Genomic DNA, 23,035 nt, shown 5'->3' with positions numbered 1-23,035 from the left:
GCTCCGGGCGTTGAAAGGGTGGCCTAGGCTACCCAGTTCCCAGTCTGTCAAACAACGTCAAACGGCCGCCTGTGCGGTGTTTTGGAGGCGGTGGTCACAGTTCCCCTGCGTCGTCTTCCGGAGCACCTCATGCCTTTCCGCGATTCCGCGTGAAGCCGGTGCCATTCAACTGGGCGTTGGTGCTGGCGAACACCGGCAGGTAGTCGGCGCCGCTGCCGAAGGCGGGCAGCCTCGGAAAAATCTCGATGGCATCGCCGTAGCCGAGGCCCATCCAGCGGGCCAGCGTCGCCCCGAGCTGGTCCACCGCCGTGGTGGGCACCATCCGTCCGCGGCCGACATCGCGGCTGCTTCCCAGCGCGTACTCGTGCATCGCACCGTAGAAGTGGCCGCCCACGACGTCGCCGCCCATGACCCAGCTGTGGCCGCCCCAGCCGTGGTCGGTGCCGTCGCCGTTGTTGTTCAGCGTGCGCCCGAAGTCGGTCATGGTGAACGTGGTGACCGCGTCGGCGACCCCCAGTTCGACGGTGGCCTGATGGAAGGCGCCCAGCGCCTGCGAAATGGTCGAGAGCAGCGCCTGGTGGTCCTCGAGCATGTTGTCGTGGGTGTCCCAGCCGCCGAAGCCGACGTAGAACACCTGCCGCGTCTGGCCAAGGGTGCGGCGTGCGCCGATGACGCGGGCGATGGTCCGCATCGCGCTGCCGAGGGTCGTGGATGGGAACACTGTCGACGGCGAGACCGGCTCGATCGCTGCATTGACGCTTTCCGCGAAATCGCGGGCGCGTCGTGTCGAGCGCGACGACTCGCGCACGAAGGTCGAACTGTCGCGTTCGCCGAGGTCGAGCAGGGCGTTGAACGCATCGCGGCGGGTGGTCCACCGCGCCGAGGGGTCGCTGCGCAGCGTGGCGTCGAGCCGTGTCACCCCGGTGCTGCCCAAGCTGTACAAGCCGCCGTCGCTGCCGTTCTGCCAGGCATTCGCGCCAGACAGCGAGAGGGCCGTGGGCAGCCCGTTGGCGTCGCGATTCGCAGCGAAGCGTTCGGCGAGCCGGTCCGCCAGCTTGCCGCCCCAGCCCGGCCGCGACTCCACTTCGCTGCCAAGGCTCATGGAGTGCGCCTGCTGGTCGATGTGCGAGAACAGCTCGGGCGGCAGCGGGACCCGGGCCTGCCGGTAATCGTCTGCCGAGGTCGGTTGAACCAGCGGCCCGACATTGGCCAGCAGGGCCGCGCGGCCGCGGCCGAACAGATCGGCCATCTCGGGCATCCCCGGGTGCAGGCCCCACGCCGCGCCCTGGCCGCCGCTGAGGGGCGTGATTGGCAGCAGTTGCTCGCGAGGCACCACGAGTGCCGGGCGGGCCGCCGCGTAGGTCGCATGCGCGCCGGTGTCGCGCGGCACGACCATGTTGTAGCTGTCGTTGCCGCCGAGCAGGTAAAGGCAGACGAGGGCACGGTAGTCGCCGGGGCGCGAGGCGGCCTGGGCCAGCTCGAGGCGCCCGAGGGTGGCGAGCGCGCAGGCGCTGCCGAGGGCGATTCTGCTGCTTGTGCCAAGGAAACGGCGGCGTGCGGGATCGATGGGCGTGGCCATGGGCTTACCTCTGCACCGAGAACTGTGGGGACGATGCGACCAGGAAGACCGCGTCCTCGACGCGCTGGCGGCCACCGTCGTTGGAGGGCATGCGGCCGATGGCGTCCACCAGCACGGCACGCATCGGCGGCGGCATGCGCCCCGCCATCATCAGAAGATCGAGGCGGTCGGCGAGGGCCTCCGGCCGCGCTGCGAGCGATTTCTCCACACTGAAGTCGAGTGGCAGATTGCCCAGTGCCGCGATGGTGTTGGCGAGCGTGCGCCCGCTGGTCACGTCGCGATCGCTGTTGAACAGGGCGCCATGCAGGCGATTGGCCATCGCGATCGCGGTGTTGTCGTTGACGATCTGGAACTCCGGCGAGAACAGGCCGCGGTCGCGGATTTCGCCAGGCTTCCGGTAGTTCGGCCGGTAGAAGTTGAATACGGAAGGCGCCGACAGCGGGGCCTGGGCCAGCAGCGAATCGCTCGAGTAGAAGCGGAAGATGCCGCCCACCGATCCCGCGCTGTTGCTCACGCTCACGCCCTGCGCGCCGAAAGCGCGCCAGAGCGCCGTGTAGCGGAGCAGGGGCTCACGTAGCTTTCCGTAATCGGCGCCCGCGGCGATCGTCGGGTCGCGGGCTTCGACATCGAGCAGCACGGCGCGCACCACGGCCGCGAGGTCGCCGCGCTGTCCTCGTCCGTTGTTGGCGAACACGGCGGCCACGCGACCGACATAGGCCGGCGAAGTGTTGCTGGTGACGAGACGCTGGATCAGGTGGCGGGCGAGGAAGGGGCCGACGTTCGGGTGGTTCGCGAGATTGTCGAGTGCGTCGTCGAGGTCGGTGGCCGCGGCGCGTCCGGCCGCGAGGCGCTGGCCGCGCAGCAGCGTCTTGGCCCCGGTGTCGTGGTAGGCCTCGTTGGGCCGCATCGCCTCGATGTGGCCGGGGATGCCGGCAGCGCCTCGGCCGAAGCTCCAGCGCGTGGCATTGGCGTAGTTCCAGCCGGTGAACACGCGGGCGAAGTCGGTGATCTCCGGGTCGCCATAGGTCGGCATCAGGCTGCCGTCGGGGGCGGTGTGCGGGGTGCCGTCCGGGTTCAGTTCGGTCAGGCCAACGGTGAAGAGTTGCATCACCTCGCGGGCGTAGTTCTCGTCCGGTTCGGTGTTGCGCGCGGGGTCGGCTTTCTCGTTCTGCAGCATCCCGAGGTAGCGGCCCATCGCGGGGTGCAGCGTGACTTCCTCGAGCAGGGTGCGGAAATCGCCGAAGGCGTTCACCACCAGGGTGTCGTAGAAGTCCGCCGGCGCGTACTGCGTGTAGGCGACATCGGCGTTGAGATCGGAGACGACGAAGAACTGGCTCAGGGCGAATGCCGTCCGCTGGCGCAGCTGGTCGGGCGCGGTGATCGACGTGCGCCACCAGATGTCGCGGCGCGCGTAGCGGCAGACGAGGGATTGGATGCAGCTGGCTTCCGGCGTCGCGCGGCCGACGTTGTAGAGAGGCAGCATCGCCCGGTAGTGCACGTCCGTCGCCCCGAGATGGAGCGTCGCGGGTGCGGCGATCTGCTCGTCGATCCATGTTGCCGGCCCGATCGCCGCGGCGCGGTCGATTTCAGGCAGCGTCGGGCCGAAGGTGGCTTGGGCCAGCAGGCGGGCCGCATCGCGCTGTGCGTCCGTCACGGTCTGTGCCGATGCGGACCCGCTCGCGGCGAGTCCCAGTGCGAGGGCCATGGCGCAACCGAAGCGGGAGCGGGCGGATTCCCGTGCTCGCGGTAGGGCAGTCGGAAGGTCGGACATCGTGGACTCCGGGCGGTGCGTCTCCGAGCTAACGTGCCAGTCCTCGTCCGGTTGACACCTGTGGAGCCCTTTCGATGGAATCGGCGGGCCGGCCAAAGAAAAAGGGCCTGCGATTGCTCGCAAGCCCTTGTTTTGTATGGTGGCCAGGGAGGGAATCGAACCCCCGACACGGGGATTTTCAATCCCCTGCTCTACCAACTGAGCTACCTAGCCACGTCGCCGAAGCGAAGCCGAAACTTTAGCAGCGGCGCATCGCGCTGGCAAGGGTGCGATGGGGCTGAATCGACGCCAACCCTCGGCACCATGGGGGCAGGGCATGCGCGCCGCCGGTGTAGCGTTCGAGGGTCCCTTTCCCGGGCTTTCGAACAAGGAGTGGAAGATGACCTCGATGTCTCGGATCGCCGCCCTCGCGGCGTCGGCTTTCGCGCTGGCGGGTTGTGCCACGCTCGGTTCGACGGCCGCCACGGAGCGCGAGGCCGCCTCGTTGGCGCGCTACGAAGCCGCTGCGGGCGAACCTGTCGGCAGCTTCCGCTTCTTCCGTATCGATGGTTACACCGCGCTTGGCGACCACGCCGTGGCGGTGTGGACCGGGGCGCGACAGGCCTACCTGCTGACCGTCGAAGACCCATGCCCGGAGTTGCGCTGGTCCTTGTCGATCGGCGTGACCTCGAGCATGAGCCGCGTTTACGCCGATTTCGACCGCGTGCGGACGCGCGACGGCAGTTGCCGCATCCGCTCGATCCGTCCCATCGACGTGGCGGCGCTTCGCGAGAGCGAGAAGGCGGCGCGACAGGCGCCGGTCGAGGTCGTGGAACGCGAGTCCTGATCCGCGTCCGGCGTTCGCCTCAGGCGCTGGGGGGCAAGTAGCCCGCCGGCTTCTCCGCGCCACCGCCGAACAGGAACTTCTCCATCTCCGTTTCGAGGAAGGCGCGGTGCTTCGGGTCCATCGGCGAAAGCCGGTTCTCGTTGATCAGCATGGTCTGGTGCGCCAGCCACTCCTGCCACGCCGGTTGCCCGATGCTCTCGAAGATGCGCTTGCCGAGCGCGCTCGGCCATGGGGCGAAGGCGAGGGCAGGGGCATCGACGCCGTGCTTGGTGCAATGGACGGTACGGCTCATGGGAGGGACTCCAGAAGGGTTCGGATAGGACGGGGCAGGCCGAGCGCATCGTAGTCGGCGCGGGCGACCCATCGAAGGTCGTTCGTGGCTTCGCTGGCGTCGCGGACGCGGTGAAGTACCGGTGATGCCTGCAGGCGGTAGTGGCTGAAGGCGTGCAGGAAAGCGGGCAGCGCGGTGCCGTCGTCGGCGTCGAGGGCGGCCCGCAGCGCCTTGGCAGCATCGTCGTCAGCGGCTTCGGGAACGCTCCAGAGGCCTTGCCACACGCCCTTGGCGACGCGGCGCTCCAGCAGGACGCGGCCGTCGGGATCGCGGAATACGAGCAGGCGCACCGCACGCGTTGGCGTGGCCTTGGCGGGTTTGCGTGCCGGGATCCCTGCGATGGCATCGGCGGCGTGTGCTTGGCATTCGCTCCGCATCGGGCAGTCGGCGCATCGCGGTTTCCGTGCCGTGCAATGCGTGGCGCCGAAATCCATCAGCGCCTGGGTGTAGTCGGCGAGGCGCTCGTGCGGCAGGCGTGCCTCGGCTTCGGCCCACAGGCGGCGCTCGACCGCCGATTTGCCCGGCCACTCCGCCTCGCCGAGCAGGCGGGTGAGCACGCGCTTGACGTTGCCGTCGAGGATGGCATGGCGTTGGCCATGGGCCTGCGCGAGGATCGCCGCAGCCGTGCTGCGGCCGATGCCGGGCAGGGCCGACAGCGCATCGATCTCTTGGGGGAGCGTGCCGCCGTGACGGGCCACGCAGGCCTGCGCGGCGCGATGCAGGTTGCGCGCGCGGCTGTAGTAGCCGAGCCCGGACCACAGCGCGAGCACCTCATCCTCGTTCGCAGCGGCCAAGGACGGCAGGTCGGGAAAGCGGGCGAGGAAGCGTTCGAAATAGCCGATGACGGTCTGCACTTGGGTCTGCTGCAGCATCACCTCGCTGACCCAGACGCGGTAGGGCGTGCGCGGGTGTTGCCAGGGCAGGTCGTGGCGTCCGTGGGTGTCGAACCACGCGAGCAGACGCGTTGGGAACGATGCGCTATCGGGCCCTTGGCTCATCGGAGCGGCTCCGGGGCATCGGTTGCCCCAGTGGCATCGGCCGCTGGGTCGTCCAGCTCGATGGTGACGCCTTCCAGGCGGACGCCGTCGAGGTCCACTTCGGGCAAGGCGGCGCGCACGCGAAGCGGCGGCAGCGCGGCGGCATCGGCATCCTCCAGCCAGGCCATTACCGCTTCGGGGCTGCCTTCGGCATCGACGTGGTGCGTGTCCCGCTTCAGCGAGAGCACGGTGTGTGCTGCCATCGCGGATTCGCCCTGCTGCGCCAGACTGAACGCGAGCGGCGACGGGCTGGTCGACAAGGGGGCGGGCAGGGCCGGCCAGGCCTCGGGCCACGACGCGATCTCGCCGCTCGCATCGAGCGCCCAGGGCGTGAACTGCAGTCGGCCCTTCGCTGTGGTGGCTGCGATCGGGCCCGTTCCGTCGAGATGGATCGCGAAGCCTTCCAACCGGAGCGGAGTGGCCTCGGGGACCGCGTCGATCCGAAGGGCCAAATCGAAGGGCGCACGATGGCTCGCCGAGGTGTCGACCACCTTGCCGCGCAGCGCGAGCGCCATGGGTTCGCCCAGGGCGAAGCGCGGCAGCGTGAGTTCCAGATCCTGCAGCGCGCCCTCGGCCCAGCGCAGCTGCCCGCGAGTGATCACCAGCCCATCCAGCCGGGGCAGGTCGGCGACCTCGCTGGCCGGCTGGGCGTTCCACCACGCGAGGGCGGCGTCGAGATCGATGTCGGGCGCTTCGACGCGCAGAGCGTCCACGCGCAGCGACTCGCCGCGAAGCGTCGACCAGGGCAGGGCGATCTCCAGCCGCTCGGCAGCGAGGAGGTTGCGGCCGGCGGCGTCCCGCACGCGCAGGCCAGGCAGGGATAGCCAGGGCTGTGGGCGCCATCGAAGGGCCGGTTCGCCGTCGTAGTCCCAATCGAGGCCCGTAGCGCTGTCAGCCTGCGCCAGCGCGAGGTCGGCGACGCGGCGCGCGTTGAACCACCATGGCGACGACAGCGCGACGACCAACAGCAGCGCGGCCGCGACGCCCAGCACCCGCAGGCTGCGGCGGAGGAGCGGGCGCGTCGGCGGGGGCACTTCGGAGGGCGCGGGAGCGTCGGCCGGGGCCGGGTTCACGACGTGCCGCGCTCCGCGCTGCCGAGCTCGGGCAGCAGCGCATCGACGAAGGCATCCGGGTCGAACACGCGGAGGTCCTCCATCGTCTCGCCGAGGCCGACGAAGCGGATGGGCAGCCCGAACTCGCGGGCGAGCGCGAACACCACGCCGCCCTTGGCGCTGCCGTCCAGCTTGGTGACGACGAGGCCGCTCACCTTCGCGGCGGCGAGGAACTGGCGCACCTGGTTCACGGCGTTCTGCCCTGTGGTGCCGTCGATGACCATCAGCACCTCGTGAGGGGCGGTCTCATCAAGCTTCGCCAGCACGCGCGCCACTTTCGAGAGTTCGGCCATCAGGCCCTGCTGGGTGTGCAGGCGACCGGCGGTGTCGGCGATCAGCAGGTCGAGGCCGCGCGATTTCGCCGCCTGCAGCGCATCGAAGATCACCGCCGCGGCATCGGCGTTCTGGCCTTGCGCGACGACGGTGACGCCGTTGCGCTCGCCCCAGACCTTGAGTTGCTCGACGGCCGCCGCGCGGAACGTGTCTCCGGCGGCGAGGGCGAGCTTCAGGCCGTCCTTCTGGAATCGATGCGCGAGCTTGCCGATCGTCGTGGTCTTGCCGACGCCATTGACGCCCACGGTGAGAATGACGAACGGCGCGCGGGTGGCGTCGATCACCAGCGGCTGGGCGACCGGACGCAGCATGGCCAGCAGCTGCGCGCGCAGGTGGCGCTGCAGGGCATGGGCGTCCTCGAATTCACGGGCGCGCAGGCGCCGGCGCAGGTCCTCGACCAGCGTGTCGGTCGCGGTGACGCCCACATCGGCGCCGAGAAGCACGGTCTCGATCTCGTCGAGCAGGGCATCGTCGAGCTTCGGGTTGGACGAGAACAGGCCGCGCAGGCCGGTGGCGAAGCGGCTTTGCCGCAGCTTGCCCCACCAGCCCGTGGCGACCGGTTCGATCAGGGCGGGTTCGACCGGCGCTAAGCCCGTGGGCACGGGATCGGGGCTCGGGATCGTCGGTGCGGTGGGTTCGGTGCGGGCTTCGGCGGTTTGCGGCTCCGCGGATGGGCTCGCGGGCACGGCAGCCGGTTGGGGTTTCTTCTTGAACCAGTCGAACATCGTCGCGGGGGAGGCGCGGCATCGCGCAGAATGTTTGACGAGCTTACCACCCGCCTCCGGAACGCCCCGATGAAGCCCCGCATTGCCGCTGCGCCTGCCGCCGCCGGGCAGGTCCGCCTCATTGGCGGCGCCTGGCGCGGTTCGAAGTTGCCAGTGCCGGCCCTCCCGGGACTGCGGCCGACGTCCGACCGCGTGCGCGAGACCCTGTTCAACTGGCTGCACGGCGAGCTGGCTGGGGCTCGCGTACTCGATCTGTTCGCCGGAACCGGAGCCCTCGGGTTCGAGGCAGCGTCGCGCGGCGCGGCTTGCGTCGATCTGGTGGAAAGCGCGCCGTTGGCCATTGACGCGCTGCGCAGCGCGGCGGCGCGTCTGGGGCGTGATGGCAGCGGTGGGAAGGTGCAGGTCCACGCGCAGTCCGCGATGGCCTTCCTGGCGGCCCAAGCTGGGCCTTGGGATCTGGCCTTCGTCGACCCGCCGTTCGCGGGCGGGCTCTGGGCCGAGGCCTTGGCCGCCCTGGTGCCTCGCCTTGCACCGCGGGCACGGGTGTACGTGGAAAGCCCGGTCGATGCGGTGCCCGCGGTGCCGGCTGGATGGGTGCTCCTGCGCGAAACCGCGACCCGCGAGGTCAGGGCTGCGCTCTACAAAGTCGAGCAAGGCTGAGTTGCTACACTCGGCGGGTCCCGCACCTGTGGCCCGGCATGTCTTCCCGTCACCGCATCGCCCTCTATCCCGGCACCTTTGATCCGATCACGAACGGCCATGCCGACCTCGTGGCGCGCGCGGCGCCGATCTTCGAGAAGGTGATCGTCGGCGTGGCCGGGAGCACCGGCAAGAACCCGGTGATGCCGGTCGAGCAGCGCGAGGCGCTGGCCCGCGAGGCGCTGGCCCACCATCCGAACGTCGAGGTGCGCGCCTTCAACGGCCTGCTCGCGAACTTCGTCCGTGAATGCGGCGCCGGCGTGCTGCTGCGCGGCCTGCGCGCGGTGTCGGACTTCGAGTACGAGTTCCAGCTGGCGAGCATGAACCGGCACCTCATCCCGGAGGCCGAGACGCTGTTCCTCACGCCGGCCGAGCAGCACAGCTTCATTTCCTCGACCCTGGTCCGCGAAGTCGCCCGCCTCGGCGGCGATGTGTCCGGCTTCGTTCCCCCGGTCGTGGCGCGCGCCCTCGAGGCGCGTTTCCGCAGCCCCTGATCCCGCTTTCCAAGGAGACCACCATGAACCGTTTCGCCCTGATGGCCGCGTCGGCCGCCCTCGCCCTGACCCTCACCGCCTGCCAGGGCGAGGTGGACGACGAGGACAAGGAAGCCCAGTCGGAGGCCGAGGCCGTGGTGCTCGTCGCGCCGAAGAGCCAGGACGATGCCGAGTGGAAGACCTACCTCGGCCAGGTGATCGGCATCAACACCGACGGCATCACCGAGCGCACGTTCAACTACTACCTGCCCGCCGCCACCGACCCGGCGGAAGAGGACGGCCCGTACTCGCGCATGATGAGCGACGTGCGCACGGTGCTGCAGCGCGGCGTGCTGCCGGGCAACATGCTGAGCTTCTCGTCGCCGAACAGCACGATGATGGCCGACCTGATCGTCGAGGCCTTCGAGGACGAGTCGATCCAGGACACCGCGCTGAAGGGTTCGCGCGTGCTCTTCATCGGCGAATCGAAGGACGAGTCGCGCGTTCGCCAGGCGGCCCTCTCGGCCGGTGCCGAGTTCCGCTTCGTCGAAGCGCAGTAATCCGCGTCCACCCGGCGGGCGCCCGTCGCCCGCCGAGGCCCGCCTGATGGCCCTGCGCATCCTCGAAACCTGCATCAACTGCGACGTCTGCGCCCCGGCGTGCCCCAACGGCGCGATTTCCCAGGGCGAGGCGATCTACGAGATCGCGCCGCCGAAGTGCACCGAATGCGTCGGGCACTTCGACGAACCGCAGTGCATGGTGGTCTGCCCCGTCGAGTGCATCGAACTCGATCCGTCGCACCCCGAATCCAAGACCGAGCTGCAGCTCAAGTTCGAAGCGCTGCAGCGGGAGATGGCCTGATGTCGTTCCGCCCGATGCTGGTCGCCGCCGCCCTTGTCCTGGCGGCTGGCCTTTCGTCACCGGCCACGTTTGCGCGCGAGCTGCCCCATGCCGAGGGGCAGCGCCCCGACGGCGCCGCCATTGCCAGCGCCAATGCGCAGGCCACCGATGCCGGCATGGACGTGCTCCGCAAGGGCGGCAATGCCTTCGATGCCGCGGTGGCGGTGAGTGCGGCGCTGGGCCTCGTCGAACCCGAGAGTTCCGGCATCGGCGGTGGCGGTTTCTTCCTGCTGCGCCGCGCCAGTGACGGCAAGGTGGTGTTCGTCGACGGGCGCGAGCGCGCGCCGCTCGCGGCCACCCGCGACATGTTCCTCGACCCGGCCACCGGCGAGCCGCGCCCGCGCCAGACCATCGACGGCCCGCTGGCCGCGGCGATCCCCGGTCTGCCGGCGGCGCTGGTGCATGTCTCGAAGACCTATGGCCGCCTGCCGCTGGCCGATTCGCTGGCGCCCGCCGTGGCCTTGGCCGAGGAGGGCTGGACGTTCGGCGACAAGAACCTCGCGATGATGGGTTGGCGTGAAGCGGCGCTCGCTGCCGATGCGGGCGCAGCGCCCTTGCTGCTGGTCGACGGCAAGACGCCCGCCTTGGGCACGCGCATGCGCAACCCCGATTACGCCGAGGTGCTGAAGCGCCTCGGGCGCGACGGCTTCGACGGCTTCTACCGCGGCGACATCGCCAAGCGCCTGGTCGACGGCGTTCGCGCGGCCGGCGGCATCTGGACGCTCGACGACCTCGCGCAGTACCGCGTGGTGGAACGCGAGCCGCTGGTGTTCCAGCATCGCGGCAAGACCGTCGTCACCGCACCGCCGCCGTCGTCGGGCGGCATCGCGCTGGCGCAGACGCTGCAGATCCTCGACGGTTACGACTGGTCGAAGCGCAGCGAGCTCGACCGCCTGCACCTGCGCATCGAAGCGATGCGCCGCGCCTACCGCGACCGCGCGGTGTTCCTCGGCGATCCGGATTTCGTCGACGTGCCGGTCGAGCTGCTGACGAACCCGGCCTATGCCGCGGGCCTGCGCGCCGGCATCCATCCCGAGAAGGCCACGCCGAGCGCGATGCTGCCGGGCGTCACGGCGCTCGAGCGGCCCGACACCACGCATTTCTCCATCGTCGACGCCGAGGGCAATATCGCCTCGGTGACGCAGACGGTGAACCTGCCCTACGGCAATGCGATGGTGATCCCGGGCACCGGCTTCCTGCTCAACAACGAGATGGACGATTTCTCGGTGAAGGCCGGCGTGCCGAACGCCTTCGGTCTCGTCGGCGACGACGCCAACGCCATCGCGCCGGGCAAGCGCCCGCTGTCGTCGATGACGCCCACGATCGTCGTGGGCGACGACCAGATCGCGGTGCTTGGCACGCCGGGCGGCAGCCGCATCATCAGCATGGTGATCCAGGGCGTGTTGGCGCTCGACGCCGGCGCTTCGGCGCTCGAGGCCGCCGCCGAGCCGCGGGTCCACCACCAGTACCTGCCGGACGAAGTGTCGATCGAGAAGGACGCGCTGTCGCCCGAGCTTCGCGCCGGCCTCGAGGCGCGTGGCCACGTCATCAAGGAGGAGCCGCGCACCTGGGGCAACATGCAGGTCGTGACCTGGGACCTCACGGATGGCGATGTCGAAGCCGGCGCCGACCCGCGCTGGAAGACCGTCGGCAAGGGCAGCACGCAGGACGGAGGCATCTTCCGGTGAGCGCGACGAGCGGCATCCGCCTGTGGTCGATCCTCGGCAATTCGCAGCGTCTCGACGGCGGCGCGATGTTCGGCAACGTGCCGCGCGCCATGTGGTCGCAGTGGATCGCGCCCGACGAGCAGCACCGCATCCCGCTGGCCTGCCGCGCGCTGTTGGCCAAGGGCCTCGCTGGCAAGACGGTGTTGTTCGAAACCGGCATCGGCGCCTTCTTCGAGCCGAAGATGCGTGAGCGTTTCGGCGTGGTGGAGCCGCAGCATGTGCTGCTGGATTCACTGGCCGAAGCCGGCGCCTCGCATGAGGACGTGGACGTCGTCGTGCTCTCGCACCTGCATTTCGACCACGCCGGCGGGCTGCTCGCCCCTTGGGCCGAGGGCCAGCCGCCGCGGCTGCTTTTCCCGAACGCGACGTTCGTCGTCGGCGCCGCGCACTGGGCGCGGGCAAAGACGCCGCATCCGCGCGACCGCGCCAGCTTCATCCCGGAGCTTGCGGGGCTGCTCGAGGCCAGCGGCCGGCTGGAAGTGGTCGAGGGCGACCACAGCCGCGCACTGGGTGCCGCCGTGCGCTTCCACCACAGCGATGGCCACACGCCGGGCCTGATGCTGGCTGAGATCGTCGGTGAAGGCGGGCAGGGCGGCGTGGTGTTCTGCGCCGACCTCATCCCCGGCCGGCCTTGGGTGCACCTGCCGGTGACCATGGGCTACGACCGTTCGCCGGAAACGCTGATCGACGAGAAGCGCGGTTTCCTCGACGACATGCTGAAGCGCGACGTCCGGCTTTACTTCACCCACGACCACGGCTGCGCCATGGCGCGCGTGGCGCGCGACGACAAAGGCCGATACGGCACCCGCGACGAGCTCCCGGTGCTCGTCGGCGCGCCTTTGCCCCATTGACCGTTCCTCCCACCCAAGGATTCCCAATGCGCACCGCTCCGTTCCGCCTCGCCGCCGCGCTGCTGCTCTCGCTGTCCCTTTCGCCGCTGGCCTCGGCCGCGTCCTACGGGCAGCCGATGCCCGACGGTGACGCCATGCCGGTCACCGAGCTGCTCGCGCACGCTGAGCACCACGCCGGCCATTCCATGAAGTTCAGCGGCCGCATCACCCAGGTCTGCCAAGCCAAGGGTTGCTGGGTGATGCTCGACGCGGGCGGCACCGGCATCCGGGTCAAGACCGGGCACGAATTCTTCCTGCCGAAGGACGCCAGCGGCACGGCCGTGGTGTTCGGCGAACTGAAGCCGGTCGAACTCAGCGCCGAGCAAGCCCAGCATTACAACGAGGAGAGCGGCGGCGGCATCGAAGCCGGCCGCGAGTGGCAGATCCTCGCCACCTCGATCGTCATCGAACCCTGATCCACTGGCGGTCCCCGCCTCCTCGAGCCTCGCACCATGCGTCCTGACCCCGTCCTTGCCCGCCGTCGCTTCCTCGCGCTCTCCGCGTCCACCGTCGGTGCCGCCGCGCTGGGACTCTCGCCGTTCGGCCGGCTGCTCGCCCAAGCGGGCCTGCCGGCGGGGCGCATCGCGGGCTTCGGGCCGCTGGCGCCGGTCGCCGACGCCACGACCGGCCTGCCGCTGCTGAAGCTGCCGGCCGGTTTCAGCTACCGCAGCTTCGGCTGGTCGACCACGCCGATGAGCGATGGCCGGCCGACGCCTTCGCACCACGACGGCATGGGCATCGTGCATGCGGACGGTTCGCGGCTGACCCTCGTGCGCAATCACGAGTGCGACGGCGAGGCAGGCACGTTCGGCGACGCTTCGATGACCTACGACCCGGACGTCGACGGCGGCACCACGACGATGGTGTTCGATGCCGACAAGGGCGAATTGCTGGAATCCCGCGCTTCGCTGTCCGGCACGCTGCGCAACTGCTCGGGAGGCATCACGCCCTGGCGCAGCTGGCTGTCCTGCGAGGAGCAGGTGCTGGACCGCGGCCGCGCCGTGTTCGACGAGCGTGTGGTCGACCTCAAGCATGCCCATGGTTTTGTGTTCGACGTGCCGTTCGACCGGGCCTCGAACGCCGAGCCGCTGGTCGCGATGGGCCAGCGCGTGCATGAGGCGGCGGCGGTGCACGAGGCGAGCGGCGATGTGTTCCTGACCGAGGATGCCGATCCGTTCGCGGGCTTCTATCGTTTCGTTCCGACGGTCAAGGGCGAGCTGGCCCGCGGCGGCACGCTTTGGATGCTCAAGGCCGAAGGGGCCGCCGACCTGCGTCGTGGCCATCGCACGGGCGACCGGTTCAAGGCGATGTGGGTGGCCATCGAGCATCCCGAGCGTGGCATCGGGCCCTCGGGCAAGACCGATGGCAACGTCCGCGAGGGTCTGGCGAACGGCGGCAGCGCCTTCATCCGCCTTGAGGGCTGCTACGCGCAGGGCGACACGATCTATTTCACGTCGACCAGCGGTGGTGACGCGAACAGCGGGCAGGTCTGGGCCTACGACGCCAAGGCCTCCGAACTGCAGCTGGTGTTCGAGTCGCCGGCGCAGGAAACCCTCTACTACCCGGACAATCTGGCGATGTCGCCGCGCGGTGGCCTGATCCTCTGCCAGGACAGCTACCGCAAGGAAGCGCAGTCGCTGTTCGGGCTGACACCGGAGGGAGGGCTCTTCCAGTTCGCCGAGAACAACGGCATCTACGAGAATTTCCACGGCCTCACTGGCGACTACTCCAACAGCGAGTTCGCCGGCGCCTGTTTCTCCCCGGACGGCCGCTGGCTGTTCGTCAACGTCTACACGCCGGGCTTCACCGTCGCCATCACCGGCCCCTGGAAGGAAGGACTGCTCTGATGCTCACTGGCCTCTACGCGGCGCTCTGCGCCCTACTGATCTTCGCCCTGTCCTTGCGTATCGCCCTGCTGCGCAGGAAGCTTCGGATCGGGATCGGGGACGGTGGCGACGCCGGGCTGGCCCGCGCCATCCGCGCGCAGGCCAATGCCATCGAATACGTGCCGCTGCTGCTGGTGATGCTGTTGATCGCCGAGAACAACGGCGCCAGCGTCGCGATGGTGCATGCCTGCGGCGCCGGACTGCTGCTGGCTCGCGTGCTCCATGCGGTGGGCTTGTCCGGTTCGGCGGGGGTCAGCTTCGGCCGCTTCTGGGGCATCCTGCTGACCTGGGCCCTGCTGCTGGTGCTTGCTGGCCAGCTGATCTTGGGCTTCGTGGCCGCCGTGCAGGCGGGCTGAGGTTCAGGGGGCGGCGCCGTCGTCGGCCCCGCGCCGCCTCCGGAGGCGCGCTGCTCAGGCGCCGAGGATCCCGCGCAGGTCGGAGAGGTACTTCTCCAGTGAGCCGGTGTTGACGGCGACGACGCGTTCGCCGCGCTTCAACAGGCCGCGGTCGAGCAACTGAGGCAGGGCCGCGAGGCAGGCCGCGCCTTCCGGGCTGATCCAATGCTGGCGCTCGTGCCAGACGCGCTGCAGCTCGGCGGCGGTGTCGGCTTCCGAGACGGCGATCGCCGCGCCTTGGCTCGCGCGGATGATCTGCAGTACGCGGAAATGCCCGACGCCGCCGGGCACGTTCAGTCCCGTCGAGATCGTCTTGCCGGCGGGCAAAGCGGTGGTGTCGTCGGCACCGGCGTCGAACGCGCGCACGAGCGGCGTGGTGGCCTCGCTCTGCACGCAGTACATCCGCGGGCGACGCGAATCGATCAAGCCGAGGGCTTGGACTTCGTCCCACGCCTTCCACATGCCGAGCACGCCGGTGCCGCCCCCCGTGGGGTAGATCACCGCGTCCGGCAGCGACCAGCGCGTGCCGCCGTCTTTGGGTTCCGCCATCTCGAGGCCGAGCGTCTTCTTGCCCTCGATGCGCCAGCCCGGTTCCTGGAAGGTCGCGACCGAGAACCAGCCCTGCGGGATGTAGTGTTCCTTCAGGAACGCGCCCGCTTCGCGGATAGTCGGGCCGACCAGTTCGAGCGTGACGCGGCCCGGGTGCTTTTTCGCCGCGACGGCCACGCTGCCCATGATCGGCAGCGGCGTGTCCTCGGGCATCGCGACGACGACGTCGAGATCGCCCGCGAGCGCGTAGCGCACCAGCGCATCCCCCGCGTTGCCCTGCGTGGGCACAGCGAGTTTCTTCAGGCCGAGACGGCGCGCCTGCGCGACGGCCATGGCCATGCCGCGGTCCTTGAAGCTGCGCGTCGGGTTGCCGCCGAAGCCGGGCCAGTGCTGGCCTTCGTCCTTCAGCCACAGAGAGAGCCCTGCCGCCTTCGCCACCGCATGGTCGCGGTAGTCGAGCTCGGGCGTGTGGCCTTCGCCCAAGGACACGATATGCGCGGCATCGGCAGGGTCCGTGATGTCGAGCGCCAGCAGGCCGCCGAAGCGCCAAAGGTCCTTGCGGCGCGGGTCGTACCACGCGGCATTCGGCCTCTCGCGGGCGAGGCGTTCGAGGTCGAGCACCATCTCGACCGGCCGGCCATCGGCCGGGTCGAGGTTCATTGGCACGTCGTGGGGATACTCGACACCGGAGGCGAGGCCGCGCAGGCAGCGGACGTAGGACATGGCGGGCGCGTGTTGGGGAGGGCGCCCGAGTGTGCCTCAGGGCGTCGCCCAGTCCGCGCGAAGGACCTCGGCCAGTGCCGCGCCGTCGACGGCCATCGCATCGGCATGGGCTGGTTTCGCCAGCAGGGCCGCAAACGCGGCCGGCACGGCGGACGTGCTCGACAGCAGCGGGCCGACGACGTCGAGGAACTTGCTGGCGTGCGCTGTGGCCGCCACGGCCCAGTCGCGGGTGTCGCCGGCGGCGCGCAGGTCTTCGAGCACGGCGAGGCCGCAGGCCGTGTGCGGGCAGGGCGCGATACCGTGCCGGGCCTCGGCCGCGGCCACCGTCGCGCGGATGCGCGCGTCGTCGATGCGCTGCACGCGGATGAGTCCGCGCGCCGCGGCCTCGTCGCCGCCGGCCAGCCAGAACAGGCGCTCGACATTGCTCGGCGCACCGACGTCCATGGCATTCGCCAGCGTGGGGATGGCGTCGCGGCCGCGGTACGGCTCGCCGTCGAAGAACTCGGACAGCGTCGGGTTCGCGTTGGTCGCCAGCACCACCTCGCCGATCGGCAGGCCCATCGCACGGGCGATCAGCGCGGCCACGGCATTGCCCAGGTTGCCGCTAGGCACGATGAAGCCCAGCGGCCGGCCGTGGCGGCGCTGGAAGCGCAGCGCGTGCATCGCGTAGTAGCCCATCTGCGGCAGCAGGCGGCCGAGGCTGATCGAGTTCGCGGTGAGCAATGGCACCTCGGCACGCAAGGCGGCATCGCCCAGCGCCTGCTTCGCGAGGCGCTGGCAGTCGTCGAAGCTGCCCGCCACGCGCAGCGCGCGCACATTGCCGCCGAAGGCGCCGAGCGAATGCGCCTGCGCCGGCGAGACCTTGCCGTCCGGGTAGAGGATCAGCACGCGGAAGCCTTCGCGGCCGTGGAAGGCCGCGCCGACGGCGGCGCCGGTGTCGCCCGAGGTTGCGACGAGAACGGTCTGCACCGGCGCGTCCGGCGCGCGCAACGACGAGAGCGACGCCGCGAGGAAGCGCGCCGCGAGGTCTTTGAACGCGGCCGTGGGGCCGTGGAACAGCTCGAGCAGATGGTCGCCGCTGCCGCGCAGCGGAACAAGCGGCACCTCGAAGCTCGCCGCTTCCGCGCACAGCGCGTCGAGGCGCGCGGCGAGCGGGTCGTTGCCGAGGAGCGGCCGCAGCACCGCGGCGAGCGTGTCGGCGAGGCGCCCATCGGGAATCGCCTCGACGTCGCGGGCATCGAGGCGCGGCAGGCGCTCAGGCACGTAGAGGCCGCCATCGGGGGCGAGGCCGGCGCCGAGTGCGGCGCCGAAGGGCAGGGCGGGTGAGGCCCCGCGGGTGGAAACGAAACGCATCGGTCAGTCCTGGGAATCGACAAGGCCCGCGGCGGGTCCGGCCACGGGGGACACGAGAAGGGAGGTGGCGAGGCCGGCCTCGGCGAAGGCGCGCTGCATGGCGGCGCCGCCGGCTTCGGCCGCCGCGCGGCCGCGGAACCAGCCGAACACGCTGGGACCGGCCCCGGAGATGCTGCTGCCGAGCGCACCGGCGTCCAGCGCCGCGCGCTTCACCGCGGCGAAGCCGGGGATCAGGGCGGCGCGTCGGGGTTCCACGAGCACATCGTCGAGCCCTTGGCGGACCAGCGCCTCGTCGTCGCGCTCGAGGCCGAGCAGCAGCGCGGCGAGATGGTGCGTCTGCTTGACGATGTTCTGGATCGGGTACGGCTCGGCCAAGGCGGCGCGGGCCACTCGCGTCTCCAGCACGACGGCCGGATGCACCACGGCGGTGAACAGCCAGTCCGGTGCCCGCAGCCGCACCGGCGGCGCGCGCGCGGGGTCGAACGCGGCGATGAGGCCACCCAGCAGCGCGGGGGCGATGTTGTCGCCGTGCCGGCTGCCGCTGGCCACGGCTTCGCCGTCCAGTGCGAAGGGGTAGAGCGCCTCCGCGGGCAGCGGCGCGTCGAGCAGGGCGTTCGCGGCGACCACGGCGGCCACGGCGGACGCCGCCGAGCCCCCTAGCCCCGAACCCAACGGAATGCCTTTGCGAAGCCGCACCGCGAAGCCGAAGGGCAGCGCCAGCGCGCTGCGCATCGCGATCAGCGCGGCGCCGGCGGTGTTGTCCTCGGCGCGCGCCGGCAGGGCGGTGACCACGCCTTCGATGCCTTCGATGCGCACCTCGGGCGCGTCGATACGCCGGACCGTCGCGTGGTCGCGCCAACCGTCGAGGCTGTGCCCCAGCAGATCGAACCCCGAACACAGATTGGCGCTGCTGGCCGGAGCGAAGGCCGTTGCTTCGCGACGCGTCACAGCTTGGCCCCGAGGTGGGCGGCGATGGCGAGGATGTCGCCGAACACGCCCGCCGCCGTCACGTCGGGGCCGGCGCCCGGGCCTTTCACCACCAGCGGACGCGTGTGGTAACGCGCCGTGTGGAAGGCGAACAGGTTGTCGGTGCCTTGGGCGGAGGCCGCCGGATGCGTGGCCTCGACCGCGCGCAGCGCGACGGTGGCAGTGCCGCTGGCGTCCACTTCGGCGAGGTAGCGCAGCACCTGGCCCTGCGCCTTTGCCGACGCCAGGCGCTCGGCCATCGGCGCATCGAACTCGCCGAGACGCTGCAGGAACTCGGGCAGCGGCACGTCGCGCAGTTGGGAGGGCACGAGGTTCTCGACCTCGACCTGGTCGAGCGACAGCGACCAGCCGGCTTCGCGGGCGAGGATCACGGCCTTGCGCGCCACGTCGGTGCCCGAGAGGTCGTCGCGGGGATCGGGCTCGGTGTAGCCGGCGGCGCGGGCTTCGGCGAGCAGCTCGGAGAAGGGGCGCGAACCGTCGTAATGGTTGAACAGCCAAGCGAGCGTGCCGGAGAACAGGCCGGCGATGCTGCGCGGCACGTCGCCGGTGTCGATGAGGTTGCGCAGCGTCATCACCACCGGCAGGCCGGCGCCGACCGTGGCCTCGTAGCGGAAGCGCGCGCCGGACTTCGCACCGGCTCGGTGCAGCGCGGCCAGCCGCTCGGAATCACCGCTGCCGGCGTGCTTCGAGGGCGTGACCACGTGGATGCCCTGCGCCAACCAGCCCTCGTAGCGCTCGGCCATGTCGGCGCGGCCCGAGCAGTCGACGATCAGGGCGTGCGGGATGTGCTCGCTCTTGACGTGCTTCGCGAAGGTGTCGAGGTCGAGCGGCTCGCCGCGCTCGAGGTCGAGCGAGGCCAGCGTGGTGTCGGAGCGCAGCATCTTCCGCGAGTTCGCCACCACGCGGATGCGCAGGTCGAGCTGGCGCTCGCGCTTCAGGCGCGGCTGCGCTTCGAGGATCTGCCGCAGCAGGGCGCCGCCGACATTGCCCGGGCCGATCAGGCCGATCGACACCGTCTGTGCGCTGAGCCAGAACGCCGTGTGCGCTACGCGCAGCGCGCGTTCGGCGTCCGCCTCGCGTACCGCGAGGGACACGTTGCGCTCGCTGGAGCCCTGCGCGATGGCGCGCAGGCTGATGCCGGCCTTGGCGATCGCGCCGGAGAGCCGCGCGACGATGCCAGGCGTGCCGATCATCCCGTCGCCGACGGCCGCCAACACGGCCAGCTCATGCTCAAGCGCAATGCCCTGCACGTGGCCGCCGGCGATCTCGTCGGCGAACTCCGCACGCGCGGCGGCGAGGCCGGCCTCGGCCTGTTCGCGGCGCACCAGCGCGCAGATCGAATGCTCGCTCGAGGCCTGGGTGATCATCACCACCGAGACTCCGGCGCGATGCAGTGCGGCGAAGAAGCGCTCGGCGCTGCCGGGAACGCCCATCAGGCCCGAGCCCTGCAGCTCCAGCGCCGCGAGGCCGCGCACCAGCGAGAGCCCCTTCACCGGGTTCGCCGACGGCGCGGGGTTGGCCACCACGCGCGTGCCGGGCTTCTCCGGCTGGCGCACGTCGCGCACGTTGAGCGCGATGCCGGCCGCCATCGCCGGGGCCAGTGACTGCGGATGCAGGGCCTTGGTGCCGAAGTAGGCGAGCTCCATGGCTTCCGCGTAGCTCAGCTCGGGCAGCACCACGGCCTCGGGTTCCAGCCGCGGATCGGCCGACATCAGGCCGTCCACTTCCTTCCAGATCGTGAGTTCCCGCGCCTTGAACAGCGCCGAGAACAGCGCCGCCGAGTAATCGCTGCCGTTGCGCCCGAGCGTGGTCGCGGTGCCGTCGGCGAGTCGCGCAAGGAAACCGGTGGCGACGAGGTTGGCTTGCTTGTGCGCGCGGCGCCAATCCGCGAGCGTGGCCTTCGTCGCCGGTTCGTCGAGGCGGGCGCCAAGCTCGCCATGGGTCACGACCAGCAGGCGGCGCGCATCCAGCCAGGCCCAGTCGCGCCCCAACACGGCGGCGAGCAATCGGCTCGACCACACCTCGCCGGCGCCGCTGATGCGTGCGGCCTGTCCGGCATCCGCGCGGCCGGCGCGCAGGTGCGCGAGGTCCGCTTCGAGTTCGGCGAAGTCGGCGTCGAGCAGATCGCCCGCGAGGCCGAGGGGCGCCAGCAGCGCGCGGTGCGCCGCAAGCAGGAAGGGCAGGTCCGCATGGTCGCGGCCGGCCTGTGCGCTCTTCAGCGCGGCGACGAGTCGGTCGGTGGTGCCGAAGGTGGCGGAGACGATGGCGAGCTGCGGCCGCGGTGCACCCGACTTCAGCAGCGCGGCAGCGCGACGGAAACCGGCGGCGTCGGACAGCGCGGCACCGCCGAATTTGTGGGCGTCAGGCGCGAGCGTCGCCGACCAGTGGGCGTCGGCGGGGGCATCAGCGAGAGGGGCGGCATCCATGAAGGCGACTCCTGGGAGGAGGCCGGTCTTGGATGGGAAACCCCGCGTCCGTGACCGGCGCAGGGTGGTGGATCAGTTCGGCCACCCCGGCCCTTCGTAGGCGCCGGTCGTGGTGGTCACCACGACCGGCACGCGAATACCGATAACGCCGCCGAGGGCGGTCGTCGTGACGGTGAGCGTGAGCAGGTCGTGGCGCATGGCCCCACTTGAACCCGTCGGCGTTGCTTTTGTCAAGGCGGCGTCAAGCCGTTTCGTCTGAAACGACGCGGTTCCGGCCACCCTGCTTGGCGCGATACATCGCCGCGTCGGCGCGCGAGAGCAGGCCAGCAAAGTTGGTGTCGGAATCACGCATTCGCGCCACGCCGATCGAAATGGTGACGCGCAGGCCAAGCGCCACATCATCGAGGTTCAAGGATTCGACACCAGCGCGAAGGCGCTCGGCCACTTGTCGCGCGGCCGGCTCGGCCGTTACCGGCAGCAGGCCGGTGAACTCCTCGCCACCGATGCGGCCGATCAGGTCGTTCTGTCGCAGCGTGCGTTGGCATTCGCGGCCAACGCGCTGCAGCACGGTGTCGCCGACGGCATGGCCATGCGTGTCGTTGACCAACTTGAAGTGGTCGATGTCGATGGCGAGCACGCAGAACGGCTGCGCGGTGAGGCGCGCCCTCTTGAAGGCCTCGCTGCCGCGGTAGTCGGTGTGGCGGCGGTTCGCGAGGCCGGTGAGCGGGTCGGTCATCGCCAGCAGGCGCAGCCGGCGTGCCTTGGCGATCTGCCGCGCGACCATGACCAGCAGGACGATCACCAGCACCACGGCCAGCGAGATCGCGGTCCACTGCCAGCGGCGTGCGGCGTTGAGGCCCTCGATCTCCTTGAGGCGCAGGGCTTCACGCGCCTTCAGCTCGGCGTTCTCGACCTCGCGACGCGACGCGTCGAACTGCTCGCGCATGAGGTCGGTGCGCTGTTCGGCCCGCATGCGGTCGTCGTTGGCATGCGCCTCGATGAAGCGACGAAGGTCCGCGATGGCGTCCGCTTCGCGACCGAGGCGCTCCAGCAGCCGGGCCCGCTCGGGCAGTGCCAGCGCGAGGTAGCGATCATTGCCCTCGGTGGTCCAAGTCGCGACCGCCCGGTCGAGCAGGGGCAGGGCTTCGGCGTCGCGGCCCAGACGGGCCAGGGCCTGTCCGCGAACCAGCGCCAACATGGTCGGGTCGCCCGGGTCGCCGGATTCGGCGAAATCGGCTTCCGCCTGTTCGAGTGCGGCGAGCGCGCGGCGCGGTGCGCCGTCGTCGACCTCGACGCCGGCGAGCCCCAAGCGGGCATAGGCGCAAGCCGCGTGGTTCTTGTGGCGTTGGCACAGTTCGAGGGCGTCGGCCAGCATGCGCCGCGCTTCGTCGTAGCGGCCCGTCTCGTCGTAGAGGTAGCCGAGCTGCAGCAGCGCGGTCATCGTGTTGGCCCAGCGCGAGCGGATCTCCTCGTCCTCGAGGCTGCGCAGCAGGTACTCCTCCGCGCGCGCGTACTCTCCCATGCGCCGGAAGGCGATGCCCACGACCTGCAGGTTGGCGGCGATCGCGAACCGCTCGCCGGAGTCGTCGAGGACGTCCTGCGCCGCGAGGGCGTCCATCAGGGATTTTGCGAATTTCCCCGACACCGAGTGGGCGTCGGAACGCAAAGAGAGCATGCTCCCAAGTAGCATCGGGTCGGCGCTGCGCTGCGCCGCCTCCACCGCGGCGTCGTAGGCGCGTTCGACGACAGTGGCGTCGGTGCCGAGCACGAGGTAGGCCGCGCGGCATGCGTGGAGCAGTGCGAGGCTGGTCGCGTCGGGCGCCGATCGAGCCTGTTCCGCGGCGAGCAGCGTATCGGCGTTCGCGATGTACGCCTTGCGGTCGTGCTGCGCGGCGCGGCAGGCCATCGCATCAAAACGGCGGCTCCGCAGCGCGTCGTTGGCGGGCAGGGTGGCGCGCAGTGCCTCGACAGCGGCCGTGCCTTCCGCCGGCGTCGTACCCATGCCTTCGCGCAGCGCTGTCGCAAAAGCGGCATCGAAGGCGGCGGCATCGGCGCCGGCAGGTTCCGGGTTGCCCCAAACCACGGGGGTCACGAGCAGCAGGCCCAGGATCCATCCGTGGCGGGGCGGTCGGAGCATCGGGCATCCGGCGGGCGAGATATTCGGATCATGAACACTTCCCTCCCGAAATCAAGGCGACAGCACGCATGACCGATCCGACGGCGCGTAGGAACCGGCCCGTTGCCCCCGAGTCTCGTCGCACGGGTCGTGCCCTAAGCTCCTCGTTTGCCCGCCCGCTTCCCGGGAAGGGCGTT

Annotated in this window: 21 protein-coding genes, 1 tRNA gene and 1 pseudogene; 10 read left to right on the top strand and 13 right to left on the bottom strand. The window is 70.5% G+C overall.

The window, feature by feature from the left end:
- Positions 1–127 precede the first annotated feature (127 nt).
- The 3 genes from O9255_RS13055 to O9255_RS13045 form a co-directional block, all read right to left on the bottom strand.
- A complete protein-coding gene (locus tag O9255_RS13055) occupies positions 128–1,579 on the bottom strand; it encodes a DUF1501 domain-containing protein (protein ID WP_297867304.1) in 1,452 nt (483 codons plus the stop codon).
- Positions 1,580–1,583: 4 nt separating this feature from the next.
- Positions 1,584–3,284, bottom strand: a complete 1,701-nt coding sequence (locus O9255_RS13050; RefSeq protein WP_297867303.1) for a DUF1800 domain-containing protein — start codon at positions 3,282–3,284, stop codon at positions 1,584–1,586.
- A 203-nt stretch (positions 3,285–3,487) separates the two neighbouring features.
- Positions 3,488–3,563 (bottom strand) — tRNA-Phe (locus O9255_RS13045).
- A 166-nt stretch (positions 3,564–3,729) separates the two neighbouring features.
- Here O9255_RS13045 and O9255_RS13040 point away from each other — a divergent pair.
- A complete protein-coding gene (locus tag O9255_RS13040) occupies positions 3,730–4,176 on the top strand; it encodes a DUF6491 family protein (protein WP_345781379.1) in 447 nt (148 codons plus the stop codon).
- 19 nt (positions 4,177–4,195) lie between these two features.
- Here O9255_RS13040 and O9255_RS13035 read toward each other — a convergent pair whose 3' ends face one another.
- The 4 genes and pseudogenes from O9255_RS13035 to ftsY form a co-directional block, all read right to left on the bottom strand.
- A complete protein-coding gene (locus O9255_RS13035; protein WP_297867302.1) occupies positions 4,196–4,468 on the bottom strand; it encodes an oxidative damage protection protein in 273 nt (90 codons plus the stop codon).
- Positions 4,465–5,505, bottom strand: a complete 1,041-nt coding sequence (gene mutY, locus O9255_RS13030) for an A/G-specific adenine glycosylase (protein ID WP_297867301.1) — start codon at positions 5,503–5,505, stop codon at positions 4,465–4,467. The genes O9255_RS13035 and mutY overlap by 4 nt, the downstream gene beginning before the upstream one ends.
- Entirely contained in the window at positions 5,502–6,617 is a 1,116-nt protein-coding gene (locus O9255_RS13025; protein WP_297867300.1) for a hypothetical protein, read from the bottom strand. The genes mutY and O9255_RS13025 overlap by 4 nt, the downstream gene beginning before the upstream one ends.
- Positions 6,614–7,690, bottom strand: a pseudogene (gene ftsY / locus O9255_RS13020) (signal recognition particle-docking protein FtsY); the annotation flags it as partial. The gene O9255_RS13025 and the pseudogene ftsY, both read right to left, overlap by 4 nt.
- 93 nt (positions 7,691–7,783) lie before the next feature.
- Between ftsY and rsmD the strand changes: the two are divergent.
- The 9 genes from rsmD to O9255_RS12975 are packed head-to-tail and all read left to right on the top strand — an operon-like array spanning position 7,784 to position 14,645.
- The gene (gene rsmD / locus O9255_RS13015; RefSeq protein WP_297867299.1) at positions 7,784–8,374 is read left to right on the top strand and encodes a 16S rRNA (guanine(966)-N(2))-methyltransferase RsmD; all 591 of its coding nucleotides are present in this window, start codon (positions 7,784–7,786) and stop codon (positions 8,372–8,374) included.
- Positions 8,375–8,412: 38 nt separating this feature from the next.
- A complete protein-coding gene (gene coaD, locus O9255_RS13010; protein ID WP_297867298.1) occupies positions 8,413–8,907 on the top strand; it encodes a pantetheine-phosphate adenylyltransferase in 495 nt (164 codons plus the stop codon).
- Between the two features lie 23 nt (positions 8,908–8,930).
- Positions 8,931–9,446, top strand: a complete 516-nt coding sequence (locus O9255_RS13005) for a hypothetical protein (RefSeq protein ID WP_297867297.1) — start codon at positions 8,931–8,933, stop codon at positions 9,444–9,446.
- Positions 9,447–9,492: 46 nt separating this feature from the next.
- A complete protein-coding gene (locus tag O9255_RS13000; RefSeq protein WP_297867296.1) occupies positions 9,493–9,747 on the top strand; it encodes a YfhL family 4Fe-4S dicluster ferredoxin in 255 nt (84 codons plus the stop codon).
- Positions 9,747–11,474 (top strand): gamma-glutamyltransferase, encoded by a 1,728-nt coding sequence (ggt, locus tag O9255_RS12995; RefSeq protein ID WP_297867295.1) that lies wholly within the window; start codon positions 9,747–9,749, stop codon positions 11,472–11,474. The genes O9255_RS13000 and ggt overlap by 1 nt, the downstream gene beginning before the upstream one ends.
- Positions 11,475–11,488: 14 nt before the next feature.
- Positions 11,489–12,364: an MBL fold metallo-hydrolase gene (locus O9255_RS12990; protein ID WP_297867310.1), complete on the top strand. Its 876-nt coding sequence runs from the start codon at positions 11,489–11,491 to the stop codon at positions 12,362–12,364.
- 26 nt (positions 12,365–12,390) lie between these two features.
- A complete protein-coding gene (locus tag O9255_RS12985; RefSeq protein WP_297867294.1) occupies positions 12,391–12,819 on the top strand; it encodes a DUF4920 domain-containing protein in 429 nt (142 codons plus the stop codon).
- A gap of 36 nt (positions 12,820–12,855) precedes the next feature.
- Positions 12,856–14,250 (top strand): alkaline phosphatase PhoX, encoded by a 1,395-nt coding sequence (locus O9255_RS12980; protein WP_297867293.1) that lies wholly within the window; start codon positions 12,856–12,858, stop codon positions 14,248–14,250.
- Positions 14,250–14,645: an MAPEG family protein gene (locus O9255_RS12975; RefSeq protein WP_297867292.1), complete on the top strand. Its 396-nt coding sequence runs from the start codon at positions 14,250–14,252 to the stop codon at positions 14,643–14,645. Before O9255_RS12980 ends, O9255_RS12975 begins: the two co-directional genes overlap by 1 nt.
- A 54-nt stretch (positions 14,646–14,699) precedes the next feature.
- Here O9255_RS12975 and O9255_RS12970 read toward each other — a convergent pair whose 3' ends face one another.
- From O9255_RS12970 to O9255_RS12945, 6 genes are all read right to left on the bottom strand, one after another.
- Positions 14,700–15,956: a threonine synthase gene (locus tag O9255_RS12970; RefSeq protein ID WP_297867291.1), complete on the bottom strand. Its 1,257-nt coding sequence runs from the start codon at positions 15,954–15,956 to the stop codon at positions 14,700–14,702.
- A gap of 36 nt (positions 15,957–15,992) precedes the next feature.
- Positions 15,993–17,309 carry a threonine synthase gene (gene thrC, locus O9255_RS12965; protein ID WP_297867290.1) on the bottom strand — a complete coding sequence of 439 codons (1,317 nt, stop codon included), beginning with the start codon at positions 17,307–17,309 and terminating at the stop codon, positions 15,993–15,995.
- A 3-nt stretch (positions 17,310–17,312) separates the two neighbouring features.
- Complete coding sequence (locus O9255_RS12960) at positions 17,313–18,257, bottom strand: homoserine kinase (protein WP_297867289.1); 945 nt, start codon at positions 18,255–18,257, stop codon at positions 17,313–17,315.
- The gene (thrA, locus tag O9255_RS12955; RefSeq protein ID WP_297867288.1) at positions 18,254–20,722 is read right to left on the bottom strand and encodes a bifunctional aspartate kinase/homoserine dehydrogenase I; all 2,469 of its coding nucleotides are present in this window, start codon (positions 20,720–20,722) and stop codon (positions 18,254–18,256) included. Before thrA ends, O9255_RS12960 begins: the two co-directional genes overlap by 4 nt.
- A gap of 72 nt (positions 20,723–20,794) precedes the next feature.
- Positions 20,795–20,920, bottom strand: a complete 126-nt coding sequence (locus tag O9255_RS12950; protein WP_297867287.1) for a hypothetical protein — start codon at positions 20,918–20,920, stop codon at positions 20,795–20,797.
- 43 nt (positions 20,921–20,963) lie between these two features.
- Positions 20,964–22,859 (bottom strand): tetratricopeptide repeat-containing diguanylate cyclase, encoded by a 1,896-nt coding sequence (locus O9255_RS12945; RefSeq protein WP_297867286.1) that lies wholly within the window; start codon positions 22,857–22,859, stop codon positions 20,964–20,966.
- Positions 22,860–23,035 lie beyond the last annotated feature (176 nt).

Source organism: Silanimonas sp. (genome assembly GCF_027530345.1).
GTDB lineage: Bacteria > Pseudomonadota > Gammaproteobacteria > Xanthomonadales > Xanthomonadaceae > Silanimonas.
This window is presented reverse-complemented; position numbering and strand designations above follow the sequence as displayed.